At 60.9% G+C, this 17,121-nt stretch carries 16 protein-coding genes and 2 pseudogenes; 3 read left to right on the plus strand and 15 right to left on the minus strand.

The genetic code is table 11. From position 1 onward, the window contains the following. Nucleotides 1-61: 61 nt before the first annotated feature. Both hypE and hypA read left to right on the plus strand, forming a co-directional pair. Complete coding sequence (gene hypE, locus ACW5W8_RS12875; RefSeq protein WP_498628215.1) at nt 62-1,066, plus strand: hydrogenase expression/formation protein HypE; 1,005 nt, start codon at nt 62-64, stop codon at nt 1,064-1,066. Between the two features lie 66 nt (nt 1,067-1,132). After that, nucleotides 1,133-1,474: a hydrogenase maturation nickel metallochaperone HypA gene (gene hypA / locus ACW5W8_RS12880; RefSeq protein WP_005301911.1), complete on the plus strand. Its 342-nt coding sequence runs from the start codon at nt 1,133-1,135 to the stop codon at nt 1,472-1,474. On the opposite strand, the gene ACW5W8_RS12885 is transcribed toward hypA, so the two are convergent. After that, nucleotides 1,452-1,823: a hypothetical protein gene (locus ACW5W8_RS12885; protein ID WP_498628216.1), complete on the minus strand. Its 372-nt coding sequence runs from the start codon at nt 1,821-1,823 to the stop codon at nt 1,452-1,454. The two genes, hypA and ACW5W8_RS12885, sit on opposite strands and share 23 nt — an antisense overlap. On the opposite strand from ACW5W8_RS12885, the gene hypB reads away from it, so the two are divergent. Continuing rightward, on the plus strand, nt 1,710-2,570 hold the full coding sequence (gene hypB / locus ACW5W8_RS12890) for a hydrogenase nickel incorporation protein HypB (RefSeq protein ID WP_498628227.1): 861 nt from the start codon (nt 1,710-1,712) through the stop codon (nt 2,568-2,570). The two genes, ACW5W8_RS12885 and hypB, sit on opposite strands and share 114 nt — an antisense overlap. A 324-nt stretch (nt 2,571-2,894) precedes the next feature. On the opposite strand, the gene ACW5W8_RS12895 is transcribed toward hypB, so the two are convergent. The 14 genes and pseudogenes from ACW5W8_RS12895 to ACW5W8_RS12960 form a co-directional block, all read right to left on the minus strand. Continuing rightward, nucleotides 2,895-3,536, minus strand: a complete 642-nt coding sequence (locus ACW5W8_RS12895) for an ATP-binding cassette domain-containing protein (RefSeq protein WP_498628217.1) — start codon at nt 3,534-3,536, stop codon at nt 2,895-2,897. A 100-nt stretch (nt 3,537-3,636) separates the two neighbouring features. Further along, the gene (locus tag ACW5W8_RS12900) at nt 3,637-4,425 is read right to left on the minus strand and encodes an ATP-binding cassette domain-containing protein (protein WP_498628218.1); all 789 of its coding nucleotides are present in this window, start codon (nt 4,423-4,425) and stop codon (nt 3,637-3,639) included. Beyond that, nucleotides 4,419-5,234 carry an ABC transporter permease gene (locus ACW5W8_RS12905; protein WP_498628219.1) on the minus strand — a complete coding sequence of 272 codons (816 nt, stop codon included), beginning with the start codon at nt 5,232-5,234 and terminating at the stop codon, nt 4,419-4,421. The genes ACW5W8_RS12900 and ACW5W8_RS12905 overlap by 7 nt, the downstream gene beginning before the upstream one ends. After that, nucleotides 5,224-6,234 (minus strand): ABC transporter permease, encoded by a 1,011-nt coding sequence (locus ACW5W8_RS12910; RefSeq protein ID WP_498628220.1) that lies wholly within the window; start codon nt 6,232-6,234, stop codon nt 5,224-5,226. The genes ACW5W8_RS12905 and ACW5W8_RS12910 overlap by 11 nt, the downstream gene beginning before the upstream one ends. Beyond that, entirely contained in the window at nt 6,219-7,829 is a 1,611-nt protein-coding gene (locus tag ACW5W8_RS12915; RefSeq protein WP_498628221.1) for an ABC transporter substrate-binding protein, read from the minus strand. Before ACW5W8_RS12915 ends, ACW5W8_RS12910 begins: the two co-directional genes overlap by 16 nt. Before the next feature lie 131 nt (nt 7,830-7,960). Further along, nucleotides 7,961-8,500 carry a hydrogenase-2 assembly chaperone gene (gene hybE, locus ACW5W8_RS12920; RefSeq protein ID WP_498628222.1) on the minus strand — a complete coding sequence of 180 codons (540 nt, stop codon included), beginning with the start codon at nt 8,498-8,500 and terminating at the stop codon, nt 7,961-7,963. Continuing rightward, nucleotides 8,482-9,012 carry a HyaD/HybD family hydrogenase maturation endopeptidase gene (locus ACW5W8_RS12925; protein WP_498628223.1) on the minus strand — a complete coding sequence of 177 codons (531 nt, stop codon included), beginning with the start codon at nt 9,010-9,012 and terminating at the stop codon, nt 8,482-8,484. Before ACW5W8_RS12925 ends, hybE begins: the two co-directional genes overlap by 19 nt. Beyond that, entirely contained in the window at nt 9,012-10,715 is a 1,704-nt protein-coding gene (gene hybC / locus ACW5W8_RS12930; RefSeq protein WP_498628224.1) for a hydrogenase 2 large subunit, read from the minus strand. Before hybC ends, ACW5W8_RS12925 begins: the two co-directional genes overlap by 1 nt. Continuing rightward, a complete protein-coding gene (hybB, locus tag ACW5W8_RS12935) occupies nt 10,712-11,899 on the minus strand; it encodes a Ni/Fe-hydrogenase cytochrome b subunit (RefSeq protein WP_005351459.1) in 1,188 nt (395 codons plus the stop codon). Before hybB ends, hybC begins: the two co-directional genes overlap by 4 nt. After that, a complete protein-coding gene (hybA, locus tag ACW5W8_RS12940; RefSeq protein ID WP_498628225.1) occupies nt 11,892-12,941 on the minus strand; it encodes a hydrogenase 2 operon protein HybA in 1,050 nt (349 codons plus the stop codon). Before hybA ends, hybB begins: the two co-directional genes overlap by 8 nt. A 2-nt stretch (nt 12,942-12,943) precedes the next feature. Beyond that, nucleotides 12,944-14,077, minus strand: a complete 1,134-nt coding sequence (gene hybO, locus ACW5W8_RS12945; RefSeq protein WP_498628226.1) for a hydrogenase 2 small subunit — start codon at nt 14,075-14,077, stop codon at nt 12,944-12,946. A 1,073-nt stretch (nt 14,078-15,150) separates the two neighbouring features. Next, a pseudogene (locus ACW5W8_RS12950) lies at nt 15,151-15,639 on the minus strand (AEC family transporter); the annotation flags it as partial. 119 nt (nt 15,640-15,758) lie between these two features. Further along, complete coding sequence (locus ACW5W8_RS12955; protein WP_021229456.1) at nt 15,759-15,983, minus strand: hypothetical protein; 225 nt, start codon at nt 15,981-15,983, stop codon at nt 15,759-15,761. Continuing rightward, nucleotides 15,980-17,121, minus strand: a pseudogene (locus ACW5W8_RS12960) (hypothetical protein); the annotation flags it as partial. The pseudogene ACW5W8_RS12960 and the gene ACW5W8_RS12955, both read right to left, overlap by 4 nt.

Below are 17,121 nucleotides of genomic sequence, written 5' to 3' on the forward strand. Positions count from 1 at the left end.
GTCGGGTGATGAGGAGAGATGAACCAGCCCGTTTCTGCAATCTTGTGGAGAACCAGACCCGATGAGAGAAATCCAACTTAGCCACGGCGGCGGCGGCGTCGAGATGAATCAGCTGATCAACCAGCTCTTCTTTCGCCACTTTGGTAACGAGATCCTGCTGCGCGGTGAAGATGCCGCCCTGTTGCCGGTAGAGGGCCCCGTCGCCTTTACCACCGACAGCTTTACCGTCTCGCCGCTCTTCTTCGAGGGGGGTGATATCGGCAAGCTGGCCATCGCCGGCACGGTCAACGATCTCGCAATGATGGGGGCCAAGCCCGAGTATCTGAGCTGCAGCTTTATCATCGAGGAGGGGTTCCCCTACGCCGATCTGGCCCGCATCGTCGAGTCGATGGCCGCGGAGCTTGCCAACAGCGGTGCCCGTATCGTCTGCGGCGACACCAAGGTGGTGCCCAAGGGAGCCGCCGACAAGATCTTTATCAACACCAGCGGGGTCGGCACCTTCCCGCTGCCTGAGCAGAGCCGGGGCATCTCGGTGCGCAACCTCAAAGCCGGTGACGCCATTCTGGTGTCGCGGGATATCGGCAGCCACGGCGCCTGCATCCTGATGGCCCGCGACGCCCTGCAACTGGGATCGGATCTCAAGAGCGACTGCACCACCCTCTGGCCGCAGGTAGAAGCGCTGCTGCAGGCGGGACTTACCCCTCACGCCTTGCGCGATGCCACCCGCGGTGGCCTTGCCGCCGTGCTGAATGAATGGAGCACCGCCTCCCAAGTGGCCATCGAGCTGGAGGAGTCCGCCATTCCGGTGTGCGATCCGGTGCGCGGCCTGTGCGAGCTCTACGGCTTCGAGCCCCATGATCTCGCCAACGAGGGGACCATGGTGCTGGCCCTGCCTGCCGAGCAGGCGCAGGACGCACTGGGCATCTTGCGGCAATTCAACCCCGCCGCCAGTCAGATCGGGGGAGTGACTAAGAGCGATCGCCACAAGGTGATCCTCAATAACCCCTGGGGCAGCCGCCGTTATCTGGAGCTGCCGCAGGGAGAACTGCTGCCGCGGATCTGTTGATCGGCCATGCCGTTCAGCCCATTACAGGGGGGGGTCACTCCTCCCAATATCGGTTAAGGAGCCACCATGCACGAAATGTCTCTGGCCATGGCCGCCATCGATCTGGCGGCCGAGCAGGCCACCCAGCGGGGCTTTAACAAGGTGACCGCCCTCTGGCTCGAGGTCGGCAGCTTCTCCTGCGTCGACCCGGACACCATTGCCTTCTGTTTCGAGGCCGCCGCCAAGGGCACCGCCGTCGAGGGGGCCCAACTTCACTTTCAACACCAGGCGGCAGAAGCCTGGTGTTACGACTGCAACCAGACGGTCACCCTCACCGAGCGCGGGCAGGCCTGCCCCGAGTGTGGCGGATACAAATTACGAGTCGCGCAGGGTGATAGCCTGCGCATCACCGACATCGAGGTAAGTTGATATGTGTAGCGTATGCGGATGCGGCCAGGCACGGATCGCCAGCCATGAGCACGATCATGAGCATCATCACGAACATGAACATCACCATGAACATGGTCATGAGCACGACCATCATGCTCATGACGCCCATCACCATCATGACCACGAGCAGAGCGCACCGCGCACCCTGATCATTCACCACCACTATCACCATCAGGGGGATGTCCATCACCACTACCACGGGGTGCAGGCTCCCATAAGCCATGAGGGTCATGATCAGCCGCATGAGCACCACCATGATCACCCCCACGACCATCATCATGATCATCCCCACTCTCATGACCACGGCCATTCCCACGCGCATCCCCATGATCACAGCCATGACCATGACCATGACCATGACCATGACCATCAGCAGGGTGATCTGCACTATGGCAAAGGGGAAGCGGGATTGTCGGTACCCGGCATGGGGCAGCGCCAGCTGATTGCCATCGAGATGGATGTGCTGGCCAAGAACAATGCGCTGGCCGCCCACAACCGCGAACACTTCGACGAGGCAGCCCAGCTGGTGCTCAATCTCGTCTCTAGCCCGGGTTCAGGCAAAACCACTTTGCTGTGCGAAACCTTGCGCCAACTGGCCGACAAACGCCCCTGCGCGGTGATCGAGGGGGATCAGCAGACCAGCGCCGATGCGGATCGCATCCGTGCCACCGGCGTGCCTGCCGTGCAGATCAACACCGGCAAGGGCTGCCATCTGGATGCCAAAATGGTCCACGACGCCTGCCACCAGCTGCCTGCCAATGAAGGGGGCATCCTCTTTATCGAGAACGTGGGCAATCTGGTCTGCCCCGCCAGCTTCGATCTCGGCGAGAAGTACAAGGTGGCGATCCTCTCCGTCACCGAGGGGGAAGAGAAGCCGCTGAAATACCCGGACATGTTTGCCGCCGCCCAGCTGATGGTGATCAACAAGATCGATCTGCTGCCCTACGTCAGCTTTGACGTGGCCCGCTGCATCGAGAACGCCAAACGGGTCAACCCCTATATCCAGGTGATCCAGGTCAGCGCCACCACAGGCGAAGGGATGGATGCCTGGCTCAACTGGCTGGCCAGTGCCTGAACCGGTTAAACGCCGCTGATAGCAATAGGTAAAAAGAGAGGGAGGCTGATGCCTCCCTCTCTTTTATCTGTGGACCTTGTCGGCCGTGCTATCTGTCCAGAATGGCCGGCATATCATACTCGCCCCCCTCACCCTGGCCCTCTCCCCAGGGAGAGGGAACCGGTTTGTGGATGCTCGCGAGATGCTCGAAATATTTGCCCCCCAGAGAGTCTGCGACCATAACAACCCGCCCTGCTTCCCAAACCCTGAGCGTGGTGAGATGGCACCTTCAACTCCCTTCTCCCCTTGCGGGAGAAGGGTTGGGGATGAGGGGGAAGCCAATCCTCAGGCCACGCTACGGGCCATCGCCTCCTGCTCCGCAGGCACCTCACCAAAGCGCAGCACCCGATGGCAGACTTGGCGCAGCAGCGCCTGCTGGTGGCTGAATATCACCATGCCAAGCCCACGCTGCTCACACTCAATCATCAGCTCCCGCCAGAGCTGGCGCTGAATTTGCGGATCCAGCTGGGCGGTCACCTCGTCGGCAATCAGCAGACGAGTGCGAGGATCGAGGGCGCGCAGCAGCGCGATGCGGGCCAGCTCACCGCCGGAGAGCTGGCCGGGTTTACGACCAAGCCATTCAGGCTTGACCATAAAGCGGGCCAGCATGGCCTCATCGGGGCGCCACACATCCCACATCGCCTGCCCGGTGGTGCGATAGGGATTGAAGGTGAGCTCCGGGTGCTGGGGCACCAGCTGGATGGGGTTATAGCCTTTTACCTGTTCAGGCACTGGCTGTCCATCCAGCAGGATCTGCCCGCCGGCCCCAACCGGTTGCCAACTCGCCAATACCCGCCCCAGCGTGGTCTTGCCATGGCCGCTCGGTGCGGAGATGCCGAGCCGCTCGCCCGCTTTCACCGTCAGCGATAACCCCTGCCAGAGGGGACGTTCCCCCTGGGCGATAGTGAGATTTCGTACTTCAAACATCAGGAAACCTCCGGCACAGAGAAGAGCGCATTGAACTCCGGCAGCGCCTGCCACTGAATGTCTGCCGCGCAGCACACGGCTAGTCTCAGAGATACCCACATCAGGAAACCTCCGGTACAGAGAAGAGCGCGTTGAATTCCGGCAGCGCCTGCCAGTGGGCACGGAGCATCTCGCTCCCCTGCCCCTGGCGCAGATGGTGGCTGCTCAAGGTGTCACTTACTTGGCCCTGATGCAGGGCCACGATGCGATCGGCAAAGCGGGCCGCCAGCGCCAGATCGTGGGTCACCCAGAGGATACCGCTGCCCTGATTGGCCAATTCACGCAACTGACCGAGCAGCAGGCAAGCCAGCCCCTCGTCGAGCCAGGCGGTGATCTCGTCTGCCAGAATGTAACGAGCACCGCCAAGGGCCGCGGTGCAGGCCAGAATGCGCTTGGCCATGCCGCCGGAGAGCTGGCGCGGGAATCTGTCCAGGGTGGTCGCGGGCAACTGGTAGCGCAGCAGCTGCTCGCCGAGCCGCTCGCGAGAACCGTTCTGGCCGCAGAGGCGTGCCGCACGTCCCAGCTGACGCTCCACCGTCAGCAATGGATTGAGGGCGCTGACCCCCTGCGGCACATAGCAGAGGGTGTGGCCGCGCAGACGGGCCCGGCTGGCATCGCACAGAGATGTGCCATCAAGAGAGATGCTGCCGCGCATCCGCAGATTGTCCGGCAACAGAGTCAGGGCGCTTTGTAACAGCAGGCTCTTGCCCTCGCCGCTTCCCCCCACCAGTGCCACTATCTCCCCCGGCGCCAGTTGCAGGCTGATATCGGTCAGCAAAGGCTGCCAGCTGCGCCGCCCCAGCCAGGAGTAGTGGGCCGCCTCGATGGTCACCTGATCAAAACTCAGCATGGTTCACTCCTGTGCCACAACAGTTGTTGCAAGGCGCGGGTAGCCTGATCAAACAGCAACACCAGCAGCAGCAACATCAGCCCCGGGAAGAGGGCCAGCCACCAGCCGCCACCGGCCAGATAACGCAGGGCATCGGCCAGCAGCAGGCCCAGCGAGGCCTCGTGGGCCGCCAGCCCAAAGCCGAGAAAGCTCAAGGCGGCGCTGTGCAGCACCGCATGGGGAAACATCAGCAAGGTGCCGATAAACCACTGGGGCAACAGCCCCGGCAGCAGGTGGGTGCGCCAGCGACGTAGCGCCCCCATCCCCTGACAGCGGGCCAGCACCACGTAGTCGCTGCAGGCGATCCGCCGCGCCTCGGCGCAGAGAATGAGCGCCAGCTTGGGCCAGTGGGTCAGCGCCACCGCCAGGATCACCCCGCGCATACCGCCCCCCACGGTAAAACAGATCAGGATCAGCAGCAGCATATGGGGCAGCGCCAGCATGGCATCGATCACCAGCCGCACCGCCACATCGCATCTGGGATGGATGAGCGACACGCTTGCCGCCACCATGGCCAGCAGGCCACTGCAGAGCGCCGTACTGATGCCGAGTTCCAGACTGGTGAGGGTACCCTGAAAGGCGCGCAACCAGAGATCCCGCCCCATCTGATCGGTGCCGAACCAGTGGGTCAGCGAGGGAGGCTGCTGGCGCGCCAGCAGATCCATAGGCACATCCTGAGCCGACAAGCTCCAGCCGTAAGTGGTCAGCAGCGCCAATCCGAGCAGGGCAAAAACCAGCCGCAGTATGGAGGGAAACGGATTAAACAGCATGCTCGCCCTCCCAACCCCGATTGATGCGGGCCAGAAGCAAACTGGCCACCGTGTTGCCAATAAAGACCAACAGGGTGCAGAAGAGCACTATGCCCATCAGCAAGGGGATATCCCCCCTAAGCCCCGCATCCACGGTGGCCTGGCCGAGCCCCGGATAGGAGAACACTTTCTCCGCCAACAGGGATCCGCCAATCAGCTCACCAAGGGAGGCAAACTGCAGGCAGAGCGCCGGAGTCAGGGCGTGGCGCAGCACGTGAAAACGCAGCATGGGCCAGCCGCCATCCCCCTGAGCGCGGGCGTAGCGGATAAAGTCGCTCTCCAGCACCTCTGCCACCCGCCCCCGGGTATGCAGGGCAATGTTGCCTACCCCGAGCAGCGCCAGGGTGGTGACCGGCAGCAACAGATGGCGCGCTCGCAATGCCCAATCCGCTTCCTCGGCAGCGAGCCCCGGCGTCCAGGCGCAGCAGACTGGCAGTAGCGGCCAGTGCACCGCAAACAGGGCGAGCAGCAACAGGCCGACCCAGAAGGTGGGCAAGGAGGCGAGCAGGTAGGCAAAACGGCAAATAAGGCGATCGGGCCAGCGGTTGAGATAGCGACCGGCGCAGAGGCCCAGCAAAATCCCGAAAAAGCCGGAGAGCAGCCAGGCCCCCGCCAGCAGCAGGAAAGAGGCGGCAAAGCGCTGGCCTATGACCTCACCCACAGGCGCGTTGTAGAGCATGGAGTAACCGAGATCCCCCTGCAGCACCTGGCTGAACCAGTGCCAGTAACGCAGCCACAGCGGCTGATCCAGCCCCCAGCGGGCGGCGATACGGGCGTACTGTTCCGGCGGCACATGGAGCAGATCGTTGCCGATATAGGCCTTGATGGGGTCGATGGGGGAATAGCTCAGCAGCACAAAGGTGGCGACAGAGACCAGACATAACAGCCCTGCCAGACGCAGCAGGGCTTTTAGCAACAGATAACCTGAATGACTCAAGGGCGAACTTAACGGCACGTCCACCGCCAATCCTGCAGGTTGTTGAGCAGGGACCAGCTACCGTGGATTTCCGGCGCCCCCTTGCCAAGATCGATGCAGCGGTTGGCGAGATAGGTGTGCTGCACATTGAGCAGCCATGCCCAGGCGGCATCTCCCTGCACTCCGGCGCCGGTTTTGCCATCCCACTCCACCTGCTGCCAGAACGGCACGGCCGCCTGCCAGTTCGGGGCATCCAGCGCCTGCTTGAGGTGGCCATCCACCACAGGGTTGCTGTAGTAGCCCGGATTGTAGAACTCCACGCCACCGGAGCCGCTCTGGTAGTGGTGATAGAGCTCCATGGGATCCAGACTCCCCCACCCCATCAGCACCGGATTGGCGTGCATCTCCCGCTCCACCTGCTCCCAGCTGCCGGACTTGAGGCTCACCTCAAGACCGATGGGTTTGAGCATGGCCCGCACCGCTTCCGCCAGATCCCGGCGGGTGCTGTCGCCACTGGTGTACCAGAGGGTAAAGGCGGCGCGCAGATTGCCCTTGTGGCGAATGCCGTCACTGCCCATCTTCCAACCCGCCTCGTCGAGCAGGGCGTTGGCATGGGCGACATCTCCATCCTTGAAGGCGGTGGCTTTGTTTAGCCAAGGCAGGCCTTCTACCGCACTGTAAGCGGGGATGGCGTGCCCTTCCAGCAGCTGGTCGGCCAGCAGCTTGCGGTCGATGGCGTAGTTGATGGCGCGGCGCACCGCCACGTCAGAGGTCACGTCGTTGCCGATGGGATAACCCTTGGCATCCTTGCCGCCAGCAGGCGGAATGGGGAAGACGATGCCGCGGTTCTCCACGCTCGGCCGCACCCACAGCTTGAGGGAGGCTGGCACTGTGGGCGCCAGTGACGGGGCAATGCGCACCACATCGAGCTGGCTGCTCTGGGCGGCGGCATAGGCGCTCTCTTCATCGATAAAGACAAAGACCAACCGTTTGAAGTCATTATTGCCACCGGCGTAATAGGGGTTCGCCTCCACCACCAGCTGCTGGCCGGGCAGGAAACTCACCAACCGGTAAGGGCCGGCACCGACCGGCTTTTGGGCATAGGCTTTTGCGTCGTAATCCCGCTTCGACACTATCCCCAAAGATCCCAGCACGTTGACGAAGGTGCTCTGGGGAGCACTCAGGGTGATGGCAACCTCGGTGGGCGAGAGCACCTTGGCCGAGACAAAGTTGCCCATGTCGATCTTGCCACCACCCTGGGCTGCGCTGTTGTAGGTAAAGGCCACATCCTCGGCGGTGAGCGGCGCGCCATTGGAGAATTTCAGTTCAGGCTTGAGGGTAATAAGCCACCCCTTGCCATCCTTGCTCGGGGTCACCGCTTGGGTGAGCACATTCTGCCAACTGAGATCGGCGTTCTGTTTGAGCAGCGGGCTATGCAGCAGCAGGTAGCTGCCGTGGCTCCAGCCGAGCAGAGGGTCAAACCCTTCGGTGGGTTCAGCTCCGATGGCGAGCTTGAGCTCGGCAGGCACAGGTTGGGCTGCGGCCAGCGCCGCGTGAGAGGCAGTGCCCAGCAGCAGAGTCAACAGGGCGGCAGCACTGGTGCCACAGTAATGGCGAAAAGAATTGCGTGGAACAGTCATGGGGATCCTTCTTGTTTTGTACCACTCACGGATCATCACTCAAAAAAGAGGTGGAATGCGTGTCTGAACATGGGAGTGAGGGGCCAAAATGGCCCCCTATTCTAAACTTGATTTCGCGTGAAACCTAGCGACTATGCCGGTTGACCGCGCCGGGCACCGAATAGCCGTCTGCGGCCCAGATCCACGCCGCCAGCCCCTTGCTGCACCGGCAAGGAGAGCAGCATCTTGAGGGTGCTGCTCACCAGCGCCCGCCCCTGCTCGGCACCGAGATGGGGATCGAGCGGCGACATTAGGGAGCAAGCCAGCAGCTGGCCACTTTCGGGCAATTCACCCACCATAAAGGTCATGTTGCCGCAGGGGAGCTGCAGGGCGAGCCGATCGCTGCTGCTGCGAACTGGCCAAAGCTGATCCGGCCCCGGCAGCACCACCACGCTCAACATCCAGGGAGTGAGCACGCAGCCGAGCCACTGACCGTCAAACAACGTGCACTCCGCCACAATGGGCATGGTGGCGTGATAGAAGGGCAACGCCTGCATCTCTTCGCGAGCGATCCGCTCGTACTGGGCTACCAGCAGAGGCGCGGGATCGCTGGCAAAACCGGCAAACTCCTGCGCTGTCTCCGGTACTCTCTCCAGCACTCTCTCAACCTCGCTTAAATGGGACTGTGCCATAGGCCCTCCCGTGCTTGTTCAGCTTTCTCCTGTTCAGAGAGCGCAATCGCGGGCGCGCCAACGGCAGCCAGCAGAGTCAAAATCCGATCCGTCGCCTCCCCCATGACAGCCGCCACCACAGGGGTGAGGCCGATGCGGGGCTCGAGGGATTCGGGCTCGACCCCGATCAGGGTGAGCCGCTTGGGCGACTCCCCCGTCATGTGCAGCGCCGAGAGCACGTCCGCCAGCCCCAGCTGATGGGGGGAGATCTTGCGGCCAAACAGGGTCGGGATCTCCTCATCCCTCAGGGTCACCACTGTGCCCGGCGGATTACCGCTGCGCACCGCATCCACCAGAATGATGTGATCGCGACTGGCCATCGCTTCGAGCAGCTCCATGCCGGCGGTACCACCGTCGAGCAGCTCGATGCCGGGGGCGAAACGGTATTCGCGCCCCAGCGCCTCGACGATGCGAACCCCCACCGCCTCATCGCTCAACAGCAGGTTGCCGACGCCCAGGATCAGGGTGTTCATCACAGCACCTTCACCTGAGTCGTTTCACCATTTTGGGTATCCACCACATGCACAGCACAGGACATGCAGGGGTCGAACGAGTGAACGGTGCGCACCACTTCCAGCGGCTTGGCCGGATCGGCTACCGGGGTGCCCACCAGCGCCTGCTCGTAGGGGCCAGGTTCGTCGTTGAAGTTGCGCGGGCCCGAGTTCCAGGTCGACGGCACCACCGCCTGATAGTTCTCGATCTTGCCGCCCTTGATGACGATCCAGTGGGAGAGCATGCCACGCGGCGCCTCTTCAAAGCCTACCCCGCGAAACTCTTTATCCGCCGGGATCTCGGCCTTGATATAGGCGGTGGTATCCCCCTTGCCGATGTTGTCGACCAGCGCCTTCCACTGATGGGATAGTGTGTCTTTGAGCACGCAGCAGCGCACCGCGCGACCGATGATGCGCCCCATGGTGGAGTGCAGCTGTTCGGTCTTGATGGCCGAGCCGGTGAGCGCCTTGTAGATACCGTTCAGCTGATCGAAGTGCGCTACCGTCTCCGGGTGTTTGGCGGCCAGCTTGACCAGGAGGTCTGCAAGCGGCCCCACCTCCACCACCTTGCCGTAGAAGGTGGGGGATTTGACCCAAGAGTATTTGCCGTCATCCTGCCAACCGGTGTAGCTCGGCTCGGTCTTGCCCTCCCAAGGCTTGAGGGGCTCGTCATCCTTGTACCAGGCGTGCTTGTTGCTCTCGGCGATGCCATCCATCAGCCAGCCATCCTGATGGCTCTCGATGGGGCGATAGCCCGCCAGATTGCCATTCTCGATATAGCCGCCCGGCATCAGGAAGCTGCCGCCGTTGGCGTCGGTGGGGAGCTCCGGCACGCTCAGGTAGTGTTTGGCCCCCTGCCCCAGGTTCAGCCACTCGGGGTAGTGGGCGGCGATGATGGCGGCATCCACCTTGTAGACCTGCTCGATAAACTCGCCGAGTCGGTCGATAAAGCTCTTCACGTAGAGCAGCCGCTCGAGGTTGAGCACGCTCGGCGCATCCAGATTGATGGGGTTGGCCACGCCCCCCACCGCCAGATTCTGAATGTGCGGGCTCTTGCCGCCCAAAATGGCGACGATGCGGTTGGCATCGCGCTGGCACTCCAGCGCCTGCAGGTAGTGAGCCACGGCGATGAGGTTCACCTCAGGGCTCAGCTTCATCTCCTTGTGACCCCAGTAGCCGTTGGCAAAGATGCCAAGCTGGCCGCTCGCCACAAGGGCGCGGATTTTATCCTGCACCTTGGTCAGCTCATCGGCACTGTTGAGGGACCAGGTCGATACCCCCTTGAGCAGGTCGGCCGCTTTTTGCGGATTGGCCTCAAGGGCCGCGGTGATATCCACCCAGTCCAGCGCGGAGAGCTGGTAGAAGTGGACGATGTGATCGTGGATGTTATGGGCCGCGATGATCAGGTTGCGGATGAACTGGGCATTGACCGGCACCTTGGCACCGATAGCGTTCTCCACGGCCCGCACCGAAGCGATGGCGTGAATGGAGGTACATACCCCGCAGATGCGCTGCACAATCATCCAGGCATCGCGCGGGTCGTTGCCCTTGACGATCTCCTCCATCCCGCGCCACATGGTGCCGGACGACCAGGCTTTGGTCACTTTTCCGCCTTCGATTTCGCAGTCAATACGCAGGTGCCCCTCAATGCGGGTGATGGGGTCTATGGTGATACGTTGGCTCATACGTTGGCTTTCCCTCGGGCCTGATAATCTTGGTGAACACGTTCAAGTGATGGCAGTACCGGCAGCAGCCGGATCAACAGCAAATAGGCACACACCTCGATGGCGACGAAGCCCAGGGAGATCAGTACCTCCTCCGCAGAGGGGAAGTAGTGGTAGCCATTGCCGGGGTTGAAGGCGAGCAGGGAGTAATCCAGCCGCCAGAGGGCGGCGCCCAGCAGCATGCTGAGGGCCCCCAGGAACAACATGCGCGAGTCGCGGCGGCTCTTGTCCCAATGGAACACCAGCAGCGGGAAGATCATCAGCGCAATCTCGCTCCAGAACATGATGGAGAAGCGATTGAACTCGGAGAGATACTCCGACTTGTCGTGGATGACGATCTCGGCAAAGCGCAGCGCCACAAACAGGATCAGGAAGATGTCGATCACCTGGGTCAGCTTGTAGAAGAGCGACTTCTCGTTGGGGCCCCGCCCCGCCAATCCGGCCTGCACCAAGGATCCCTCAAACACCACGATGGAGAAGCCCATGATGAAGGCGGTCAGAAGCGAAAAGACCGGCAGCAGCTCGTAGCTTTGCCAGAGCGGATGGATCTTCTCCCCCGCCACTATCATCAACGAGCCCATGGAGGATTGGTGCATGGTGGGCAGCAGGGCCCCCAGCGCCAGCACGAAGAACATGATCTTGTTGAGGCGAATAAGTGACGCCTTCCAGCCGAACTTTTCCAGCAGCACGGGAGCGAACTCCAGCGCCATCACCCCGATATAGATGGTCATGCAGACCGCCGTCTCGAACAGCACCGAGGAGGTGTTGAAGTGACCGGGCAGGTAGAAGTACGGCAGATTCCAGTAACGGCCGACGTCAATGGTGATGGAGAGACCACCGAGCGAGTAGCCGAACAGGCTCGCCAGCAGGGCCGGTCGCACCAGCGGGTGATACTCGCCCCGGTTGAACACATAGACAGCCCAGGCCAGCGCCCAGCCGCCACAGGCGAAACCGGTGCCGATCAACAGATCGAACGAGATCCACAACCCCCAGGGGTAGCCGCCATTAAGGTCGGTGACCGAGCCCAGCCCGAAGACGAGGCGTTTTAAAATCAACATACCGCACAGCACAGCAAAGGGAGCCAGCACCAGTACCGGCCAGCTGACCAGCTTGCCGCCGAGAGGATGCGCCTTGTGATTACTCATGATCCTTGCCCCCCTTTGCTGAACTCTGATCTTTAATCTGAGCACTCCCCTGATCATGACCATCATCGTGATGGTGGTCGTGACCGTTCTTCTTGCTATTGCGGCGGATCAGCACCGAGAGTCCGGTCAGCACCACCATGGGCAACACCATTCCCTTGTAGAGGGTGTGCTGGATATGCTCGGAGCGGGCACCGGAGGAAAGCTCCGGCAAGTCGGGCATGTCGAGCTTGGTATAGGGCACCCCGGCCAGCACCAGCACCTGGGTGCCGCCCCCCTCCTTCTCGCCATAAACGTAAGGCTGGTAGTTGGGCACCTCATGCAGGTAAGGATCGTTGGCGCTGAAGGTCTGGCGCGGATAGGCATATTCACTGCCCGGGGTCGCCAGCAGGCGACGCTTGGCCTCGGCCATCAGCTCCTCACGGGTGCCGAAGATGACGGCGCCGGTGGGGCACACCTCGACACAGCCGGGCAATTTACCCTGATCGATCCGCTCAAGCCCCTTCTGGTTGCAGAGCTCGCACTTGTGGATCGCCCCCAGCGGATTGTCGTAGTCATATTTGGGCACATCGAACGGGCAACCCACCATGCAGTAGCGGCAGCCGGTGCAGACGTCCGGATCGTAATGAACGATGCCGGTCTTGGGATCTTTCTTGAGAGCCTGTACCGGACAGACCGAGACGCAGTTGGGATCGACACAGTGCATGCACTGCTTCTTGATGTAGGCGTAGCCATCCACCAGCTGATCCTTGTGCTCGCCGGTGCCGCTCTTCCACACCTGAATGATGTTGTTGGTGTAGGGCGTCAGCTTGTCGTTGGTGGACCAGGTCTGTGCGCCCTCCGGATTGGCCGGGTTGCCATTCAAACGCTGGCACTCTGCCACACAGGCCTGACAGCCGACGCAAAGGGTGGAGTCATATAACATACCGAGCGACCCGGGGATCGGCGGCTTGTTCTTGGCCGCCGCCAGTGCGGTGCCGGGGACGGCAGTGCCCGCCGCCAGCGCACCGACGGAGGCGAATTTGAGGAAGTTGCGTCTGTTCACGGTTACTCCTCCCGTGATGGGTGCTGCCCGGCTTCGTGGCGCTTCTGCTGGCGACCGAGTTCACGCACCGTCATCAGACTCACCCCCACCAGCACCCCGAGGGCGCCACCGATAAGGCCAGTCGCGGTGGGCGAGGTATAGCCCCCCTCCTGAATTTTCACATCGGGTTTATCCACCCGCGGGGTCGGGTTCTCGACCTTGGCAAGCTGGAAGATCCCCTTGCTAAAACCGACCCCCTGCTCGTTGCAGCCATAACAGGGGTGACCGATGCCGACCGGCCAGATGCCGCCGCCCACATCGCAGAACTCCAGGGTCGAGCAGTTGCCGTAGGTCTCCGGCCCCTTGCAGCCCAGATGGTAGAGACACCAACCTTGACGGTGGCCCTCGTCGCCAAACTCCTTGGCAAAGCGGCCTGCGTCGAAGTGCGGACGACGCTCGCAGTTCTCATGGATCAGCCGCTCATAGGCAAACAGCGGACGCTTCTTGGCATCCAGCGCCGGCAGCTTGCCGTAGGTGATGTAGTAGGCAACCGTGGTGAGGAAGTTGTGGGGATTGGGCGGACAGCCCGGGATATTGATGATCGGGGTGCTGATATTGCCCAGCGCCTCTTCCAGACTGACAGCGCCGGTCGGGTTGCCACCGCTGGCAGGCACACCGCCCCAGGCAGCACAGGAGCCGATGGCGATGACGGCAGCCGCGTCGGCGGCAGCACGGCGAATATGGTCGACGATAGGCTCACCGGCCACCATGCAGTAGACGCCACCATCTTTGAGCGGAATGGAGCCATCCACCACCAGCACATACTTGCCTTTATAGCGCTTGATGGCGTTGTGCTTGTTCTCTTCCGCCTGATGACCAAAGGCCGCCGAGAGCACCTCGTGGTACTCCAGCGAAATGGTATTGAGGATCAGGTTCTCGATGGTGGGGTGAGTGGCCCGCAGCAGTGACTCGGTACAGCCGGTGCACTCCTGCGCCCCAATCCAGATCACCGGCGGCCGCTCGGGGCTGGTGAGCGCGGTGGCCATCTTGGCGACGGCATGCTGACTTAATCCCAGGGTTGCGGCCATCCCGGCACACAATTTCATAAAATCACGGCGATTAATCCCATGAGCCGATAAAAAATTATCCTCGACCATTCTACTTATTCCCGTAGTGAGCACTTGTTTGGTAAATGCTTAATAGCGGAAATGCTAAGGACTCACCCACCCTGCAGTATTGATCTCTATCAACTTCGTCAGGCTTACCCATATTTCTATAGCGAGCCACATCACAAATAAAACTAATTACCCCCAAAGGGATATTTGGCAGACAAATAAATTTTATGAACTTAATTGGATGTTAAATAATTAATCATTGCATACCCTCTCTCTCGCTGTTAGCCAAATTAACATGACTAATATTTTTTCCATACCGCTCATTTCACAATAATGAAACCCAACAATAAATAACTAATTAAATATACCTTTACGCACCGCGTTGCATATTCTTCGGGTTCATCCGCCTGCAGACCCCGGCTTGTCGCCCCAACCAGAGTGGTCTCATGGCCAGCAAGGCACTATTTGCCTGCGCTCCTGCGAGCCAAACTGCGCTGCGCCGCTCCGCTTTGCCTCCCTGCCGCTTAACACAGATCAATGAAAAGATGTAGCCGATGCATACCTCATCGCACGGCATCCCCCACTCGCTATCGCCTTCCATGCAGATGAGTAAATATCGCAGCAACGGATATGTTTACGCATCAGCGTGAATCCACATTCAAATTAATTGTGAGAGAAACGGCAAGACGGCAGACCGCATACAACATAGTGATAATATTTAACTCGCGACGTATTCGCTCATCCGGTTACAGATGTTATCGTCCATATTCATACTATTTACCTTCACGTCACCCAAGCTAATTAACCAGAGCGTAAATATCTATACCAAACGAGATGAATGACAATCATTATTGTTCATGGGCGACCAAGGGAAATTAGTGGGATGATGATGACAATAGAGAGGCGCACCAACCGTCAGCCGAGCAGTGACGCCAGCAACTACAGTGCCTGATCACACTCGTTAACCTGTTTTGGTCAACTAAATCTGGACACGTGGTTAGGGGCGTTGTTAATGGGATGGTCGCCCCTCAACGGCGAACACAGCAATATCTGCGCCATCAATACGTCCAGGGGATAGCGAAAATGCGGAACAAGCATTCCCGGGATGCGAATGCTCAGAATGGCGAGTGCAGCGCCAACCAGACCGCCAGCGGGATCACTAGCACAGAGAGGGCATTGCCGCCGAGCACGATACTGGCCACCTTGTCCGGCTGGCAGTGATATTGCTCGCAGAGCATGTAATTCAAGACCGCAGGGGGCAAGGAAACCGACAACATCAACAGCGGGATCCACTCCGTCTTGAGCGGCAGCAGCCAGATCGCCAGCAGCAGCGACAATCCCCCCGCCAGCAGATAGAGCAGGTTGCACTTGAGCGCGAGGCCAAGGTGATCGAGCTCCCCCTCCATCAGGCGAATACCCAGCGCAAAGAGCATCAGGGGCACCGAGATCTGGCCGAGCAGCGAGGCCGTGGTCACCACATATTCCGGCAGCGTAATGTGCAGGTTGGCCACCAGCAAACCGACCAGCGCGGCCCACAGCACTGGGCTGCGCAGCCACAGCCAGCGGGAGGTATTGGCCGAGAGGATAAACATGCCGACCGAGATGTAGCTCGCCGCCGAAAATGAAAAAGAGTTACGGGGAAAATGAAAAGCTACCGGCCCATTAGTTTATCAAACTTGGTGGCACCGGAATCACTGAGTTTGATAACCCCGTTAAACCGGCATTAAACCTCTATCTCATAGGTCGGTAAATCCGGCGCCTCTCCAGCAAGCTCCCCTCCCCTGTAAAACGCCTTCTTGCCAATGGCTACCCCAGTGCCCCGCACTGTGACTGTCCCACCCGCTAACGCGCTGAGAGTCGTGGTCGTGGTACCTACTGCGGTCACGGTACCAACCAGCAAGGGATCAGCGCCGGGCACCAGCTCCAGGAATCGCTTAAACAGGTTCATACAAATCGCTCCACACTCAGTTGCTGGCGCACCGTCATGGCCCTGTTCTGCTGCGCAGCAGAGACCCTGACGCCCCGGTTGTAACCCTTCCAACCGTCCACGGCGAGCAGCGCCCCCGGCAGGATCAAGCCGGTATCAGCTGACAACGGCAGTTCAATGGTCTGGGTACGCTTGGGCATGGTCTTGGCCAGCCCCACCACACCCAGGGCACGGGCGGCCGTCACATCACACACCAACGGGTGGGTGATGGTCGGCGCTTGTTGCTCGCCAGCCGTTCCCTGGCGCACCACCCGCGCACTGATGCCCTGGTGGCCACCGCTGACCCAGATCCCGTTGGCGGCATGACCCGGCTGGAAGTCACTGCCCAGGGTGGTAATGATGGCTCGGGGGATCGCCACATCGGCCTCTGCAGTATCGAGCTGCCACGGCACGGTGGGATATCGCGGCTTGATGACTAGATGACGGTTACGCTGGTGTGGCAGCACAAAACCACCGGCCGCATCAGCCAGGTACCTGACCACCTCGATCGGGGTCTGGTTATCCAGGCTAAAGAACCCGGCAGGTACCAACCAGTCAGCCGCTTGCCAATCCAGCGTCCAACCCACCGGCAATACGGCGGCCGCTAGCTGCGCCATGGTCGCTGCAGCACGCTCACTCACCGCCTGCGCCAATACATGGGTCGGTGACAAGTAAGCGGTGCGAGAGCGTCCCGTCAGCGTTGCTGACTCACGGCCAAAGCTCTGGCTCGATTGCCAGCCATCACACACGCAGTCCCATTGCTGACCGTTGATAAGAATGCTGACCTCTTCCTCATCGGTCAACGCAGCCGCCGCGATACGGGGGATTTGAGCGCTGAACTGCCACGCCCAGGAGTCGGTATCGAGCTCGATACTTACCGCCGTGGCAGGGATATCGAGCCCATCGCGTACCCGCACAATCTTCGCTGTATTGCTCACCAGATAAACCCTCCGGGTTGGAATGACGATTGCCGCATCGCTGCCCTGCCAGACAAACTCCAGCTCTGCCGTGTCGCGCTTGCGCCCGAATGCCAGCCGCAGCACCCGCTTATCGGGGCGGATGGGGGGCTTGGGTGGTTCTGGTGGTGGCGTCTTGCCCCAGGAGGGCAACATGGCCTCAT

This window comes from Aeromonas aquatilis (assembly GCF_054052405.1).

What these genes read in the sequence shown, in the direction of transcription:
- hypE (WP_498628215.1), top strand. Translation starts at nt 62, where the DNA reads ATGAGAGAAATCCAACTTAGCCACGGCGGCGGCGGCGTCGAGATGAAT.
- hypA (WP_005301911.1), top strand. Translation starts at nt 1,133, where the DNA reads ATGCACGAAATGTCTCTGGCCATGGCCGCCATCGATCTGGCGGCCGAG.
- ACW5W8_RS12885 (WP_498628216.1), bottom strand. Translation starts at nt 1,823, where the DNA reads ATGGGGATGCGCGTGGGAATGGCCGTGGTCATGAGAGTGGGGATGATC.
- ACW5W8_RS12895 (WP_498628217.1), bottom strand. Translation starts at nt 3,536, where the DNA reads ATGTTTGAAGTACGAAATCTCACTATCGCCCAGGGGGAACGTCCCCTC.
- ACW5W8_RS12900 (WP_498628218.1), bottom strand. Translation starts at nt 4,425, where the DNA reads ATGCTGAGTTTTGATCAGGTGACCATCGAGGCGGCCCACTACTCCTGG.
- ACW5W8_RS12905 (WP_498628219.1), bottom strand. Translation starts at nt 5,234, where the DNA reads ATGCTGTTTAATCCGTTTCCCTCCATACTGCGGCTGGTTTTTGCCCTG.
- ACW5W8_RS12915 (WP_498628221.1), bottom strand. Translation starts at nt 7,829, where the DNA reads ATGACTGTTCCACGCAATTCTTTTCGCCATTACTGTGGCACCAGTGCT.
- hybE (WP_498628222.1), bottom strand. Translation starts at nt 8,500, where the DNA reads ATGGCACAGTCCCATTTAAGCGAGGTTGAGAGAGTGCTGGAGAGAGTA.
- ACW5W8_RS12925 (WP_498628223.1), bottom strand. Translation starts at nt 9,012, where the DNA reads ATGAACACCCTGATCCTGGGCGTCGGCAACCTGCTGTTGAGCGATGAG.
- hybC (WP_498628224.1), bottom strand. Translation starts at nt 10,715, where the DNA reads ATGAGCCAACGTATCACCATAGACCCCATCACCCGCATTGAGGGGCAC.
- hybB (WP_005351459.1), bottom strand. Translation starts at nt 11,899, where the DNA reads ATGAGTAATCACAAGGCGCATCCTCTCGGCGGCAAGCTGGTCAGCTGG.
- hybO (WP_498628226.1), bottom strand. Translation starts at nt 14,077, where the DNA reads ATGGTCGAGGATAATTTTTTATCGGCTCATGGGATTAATCGCCGTGAT.
- ACW5W8_RS12955 (WP_021229456.1), bottom strand. Translation starts at nt 15,983, where the DNA reads ATGAACCTGTTTAAGCGATTCCTGGAGCTGGTGCCCGGCGCTGATCCC.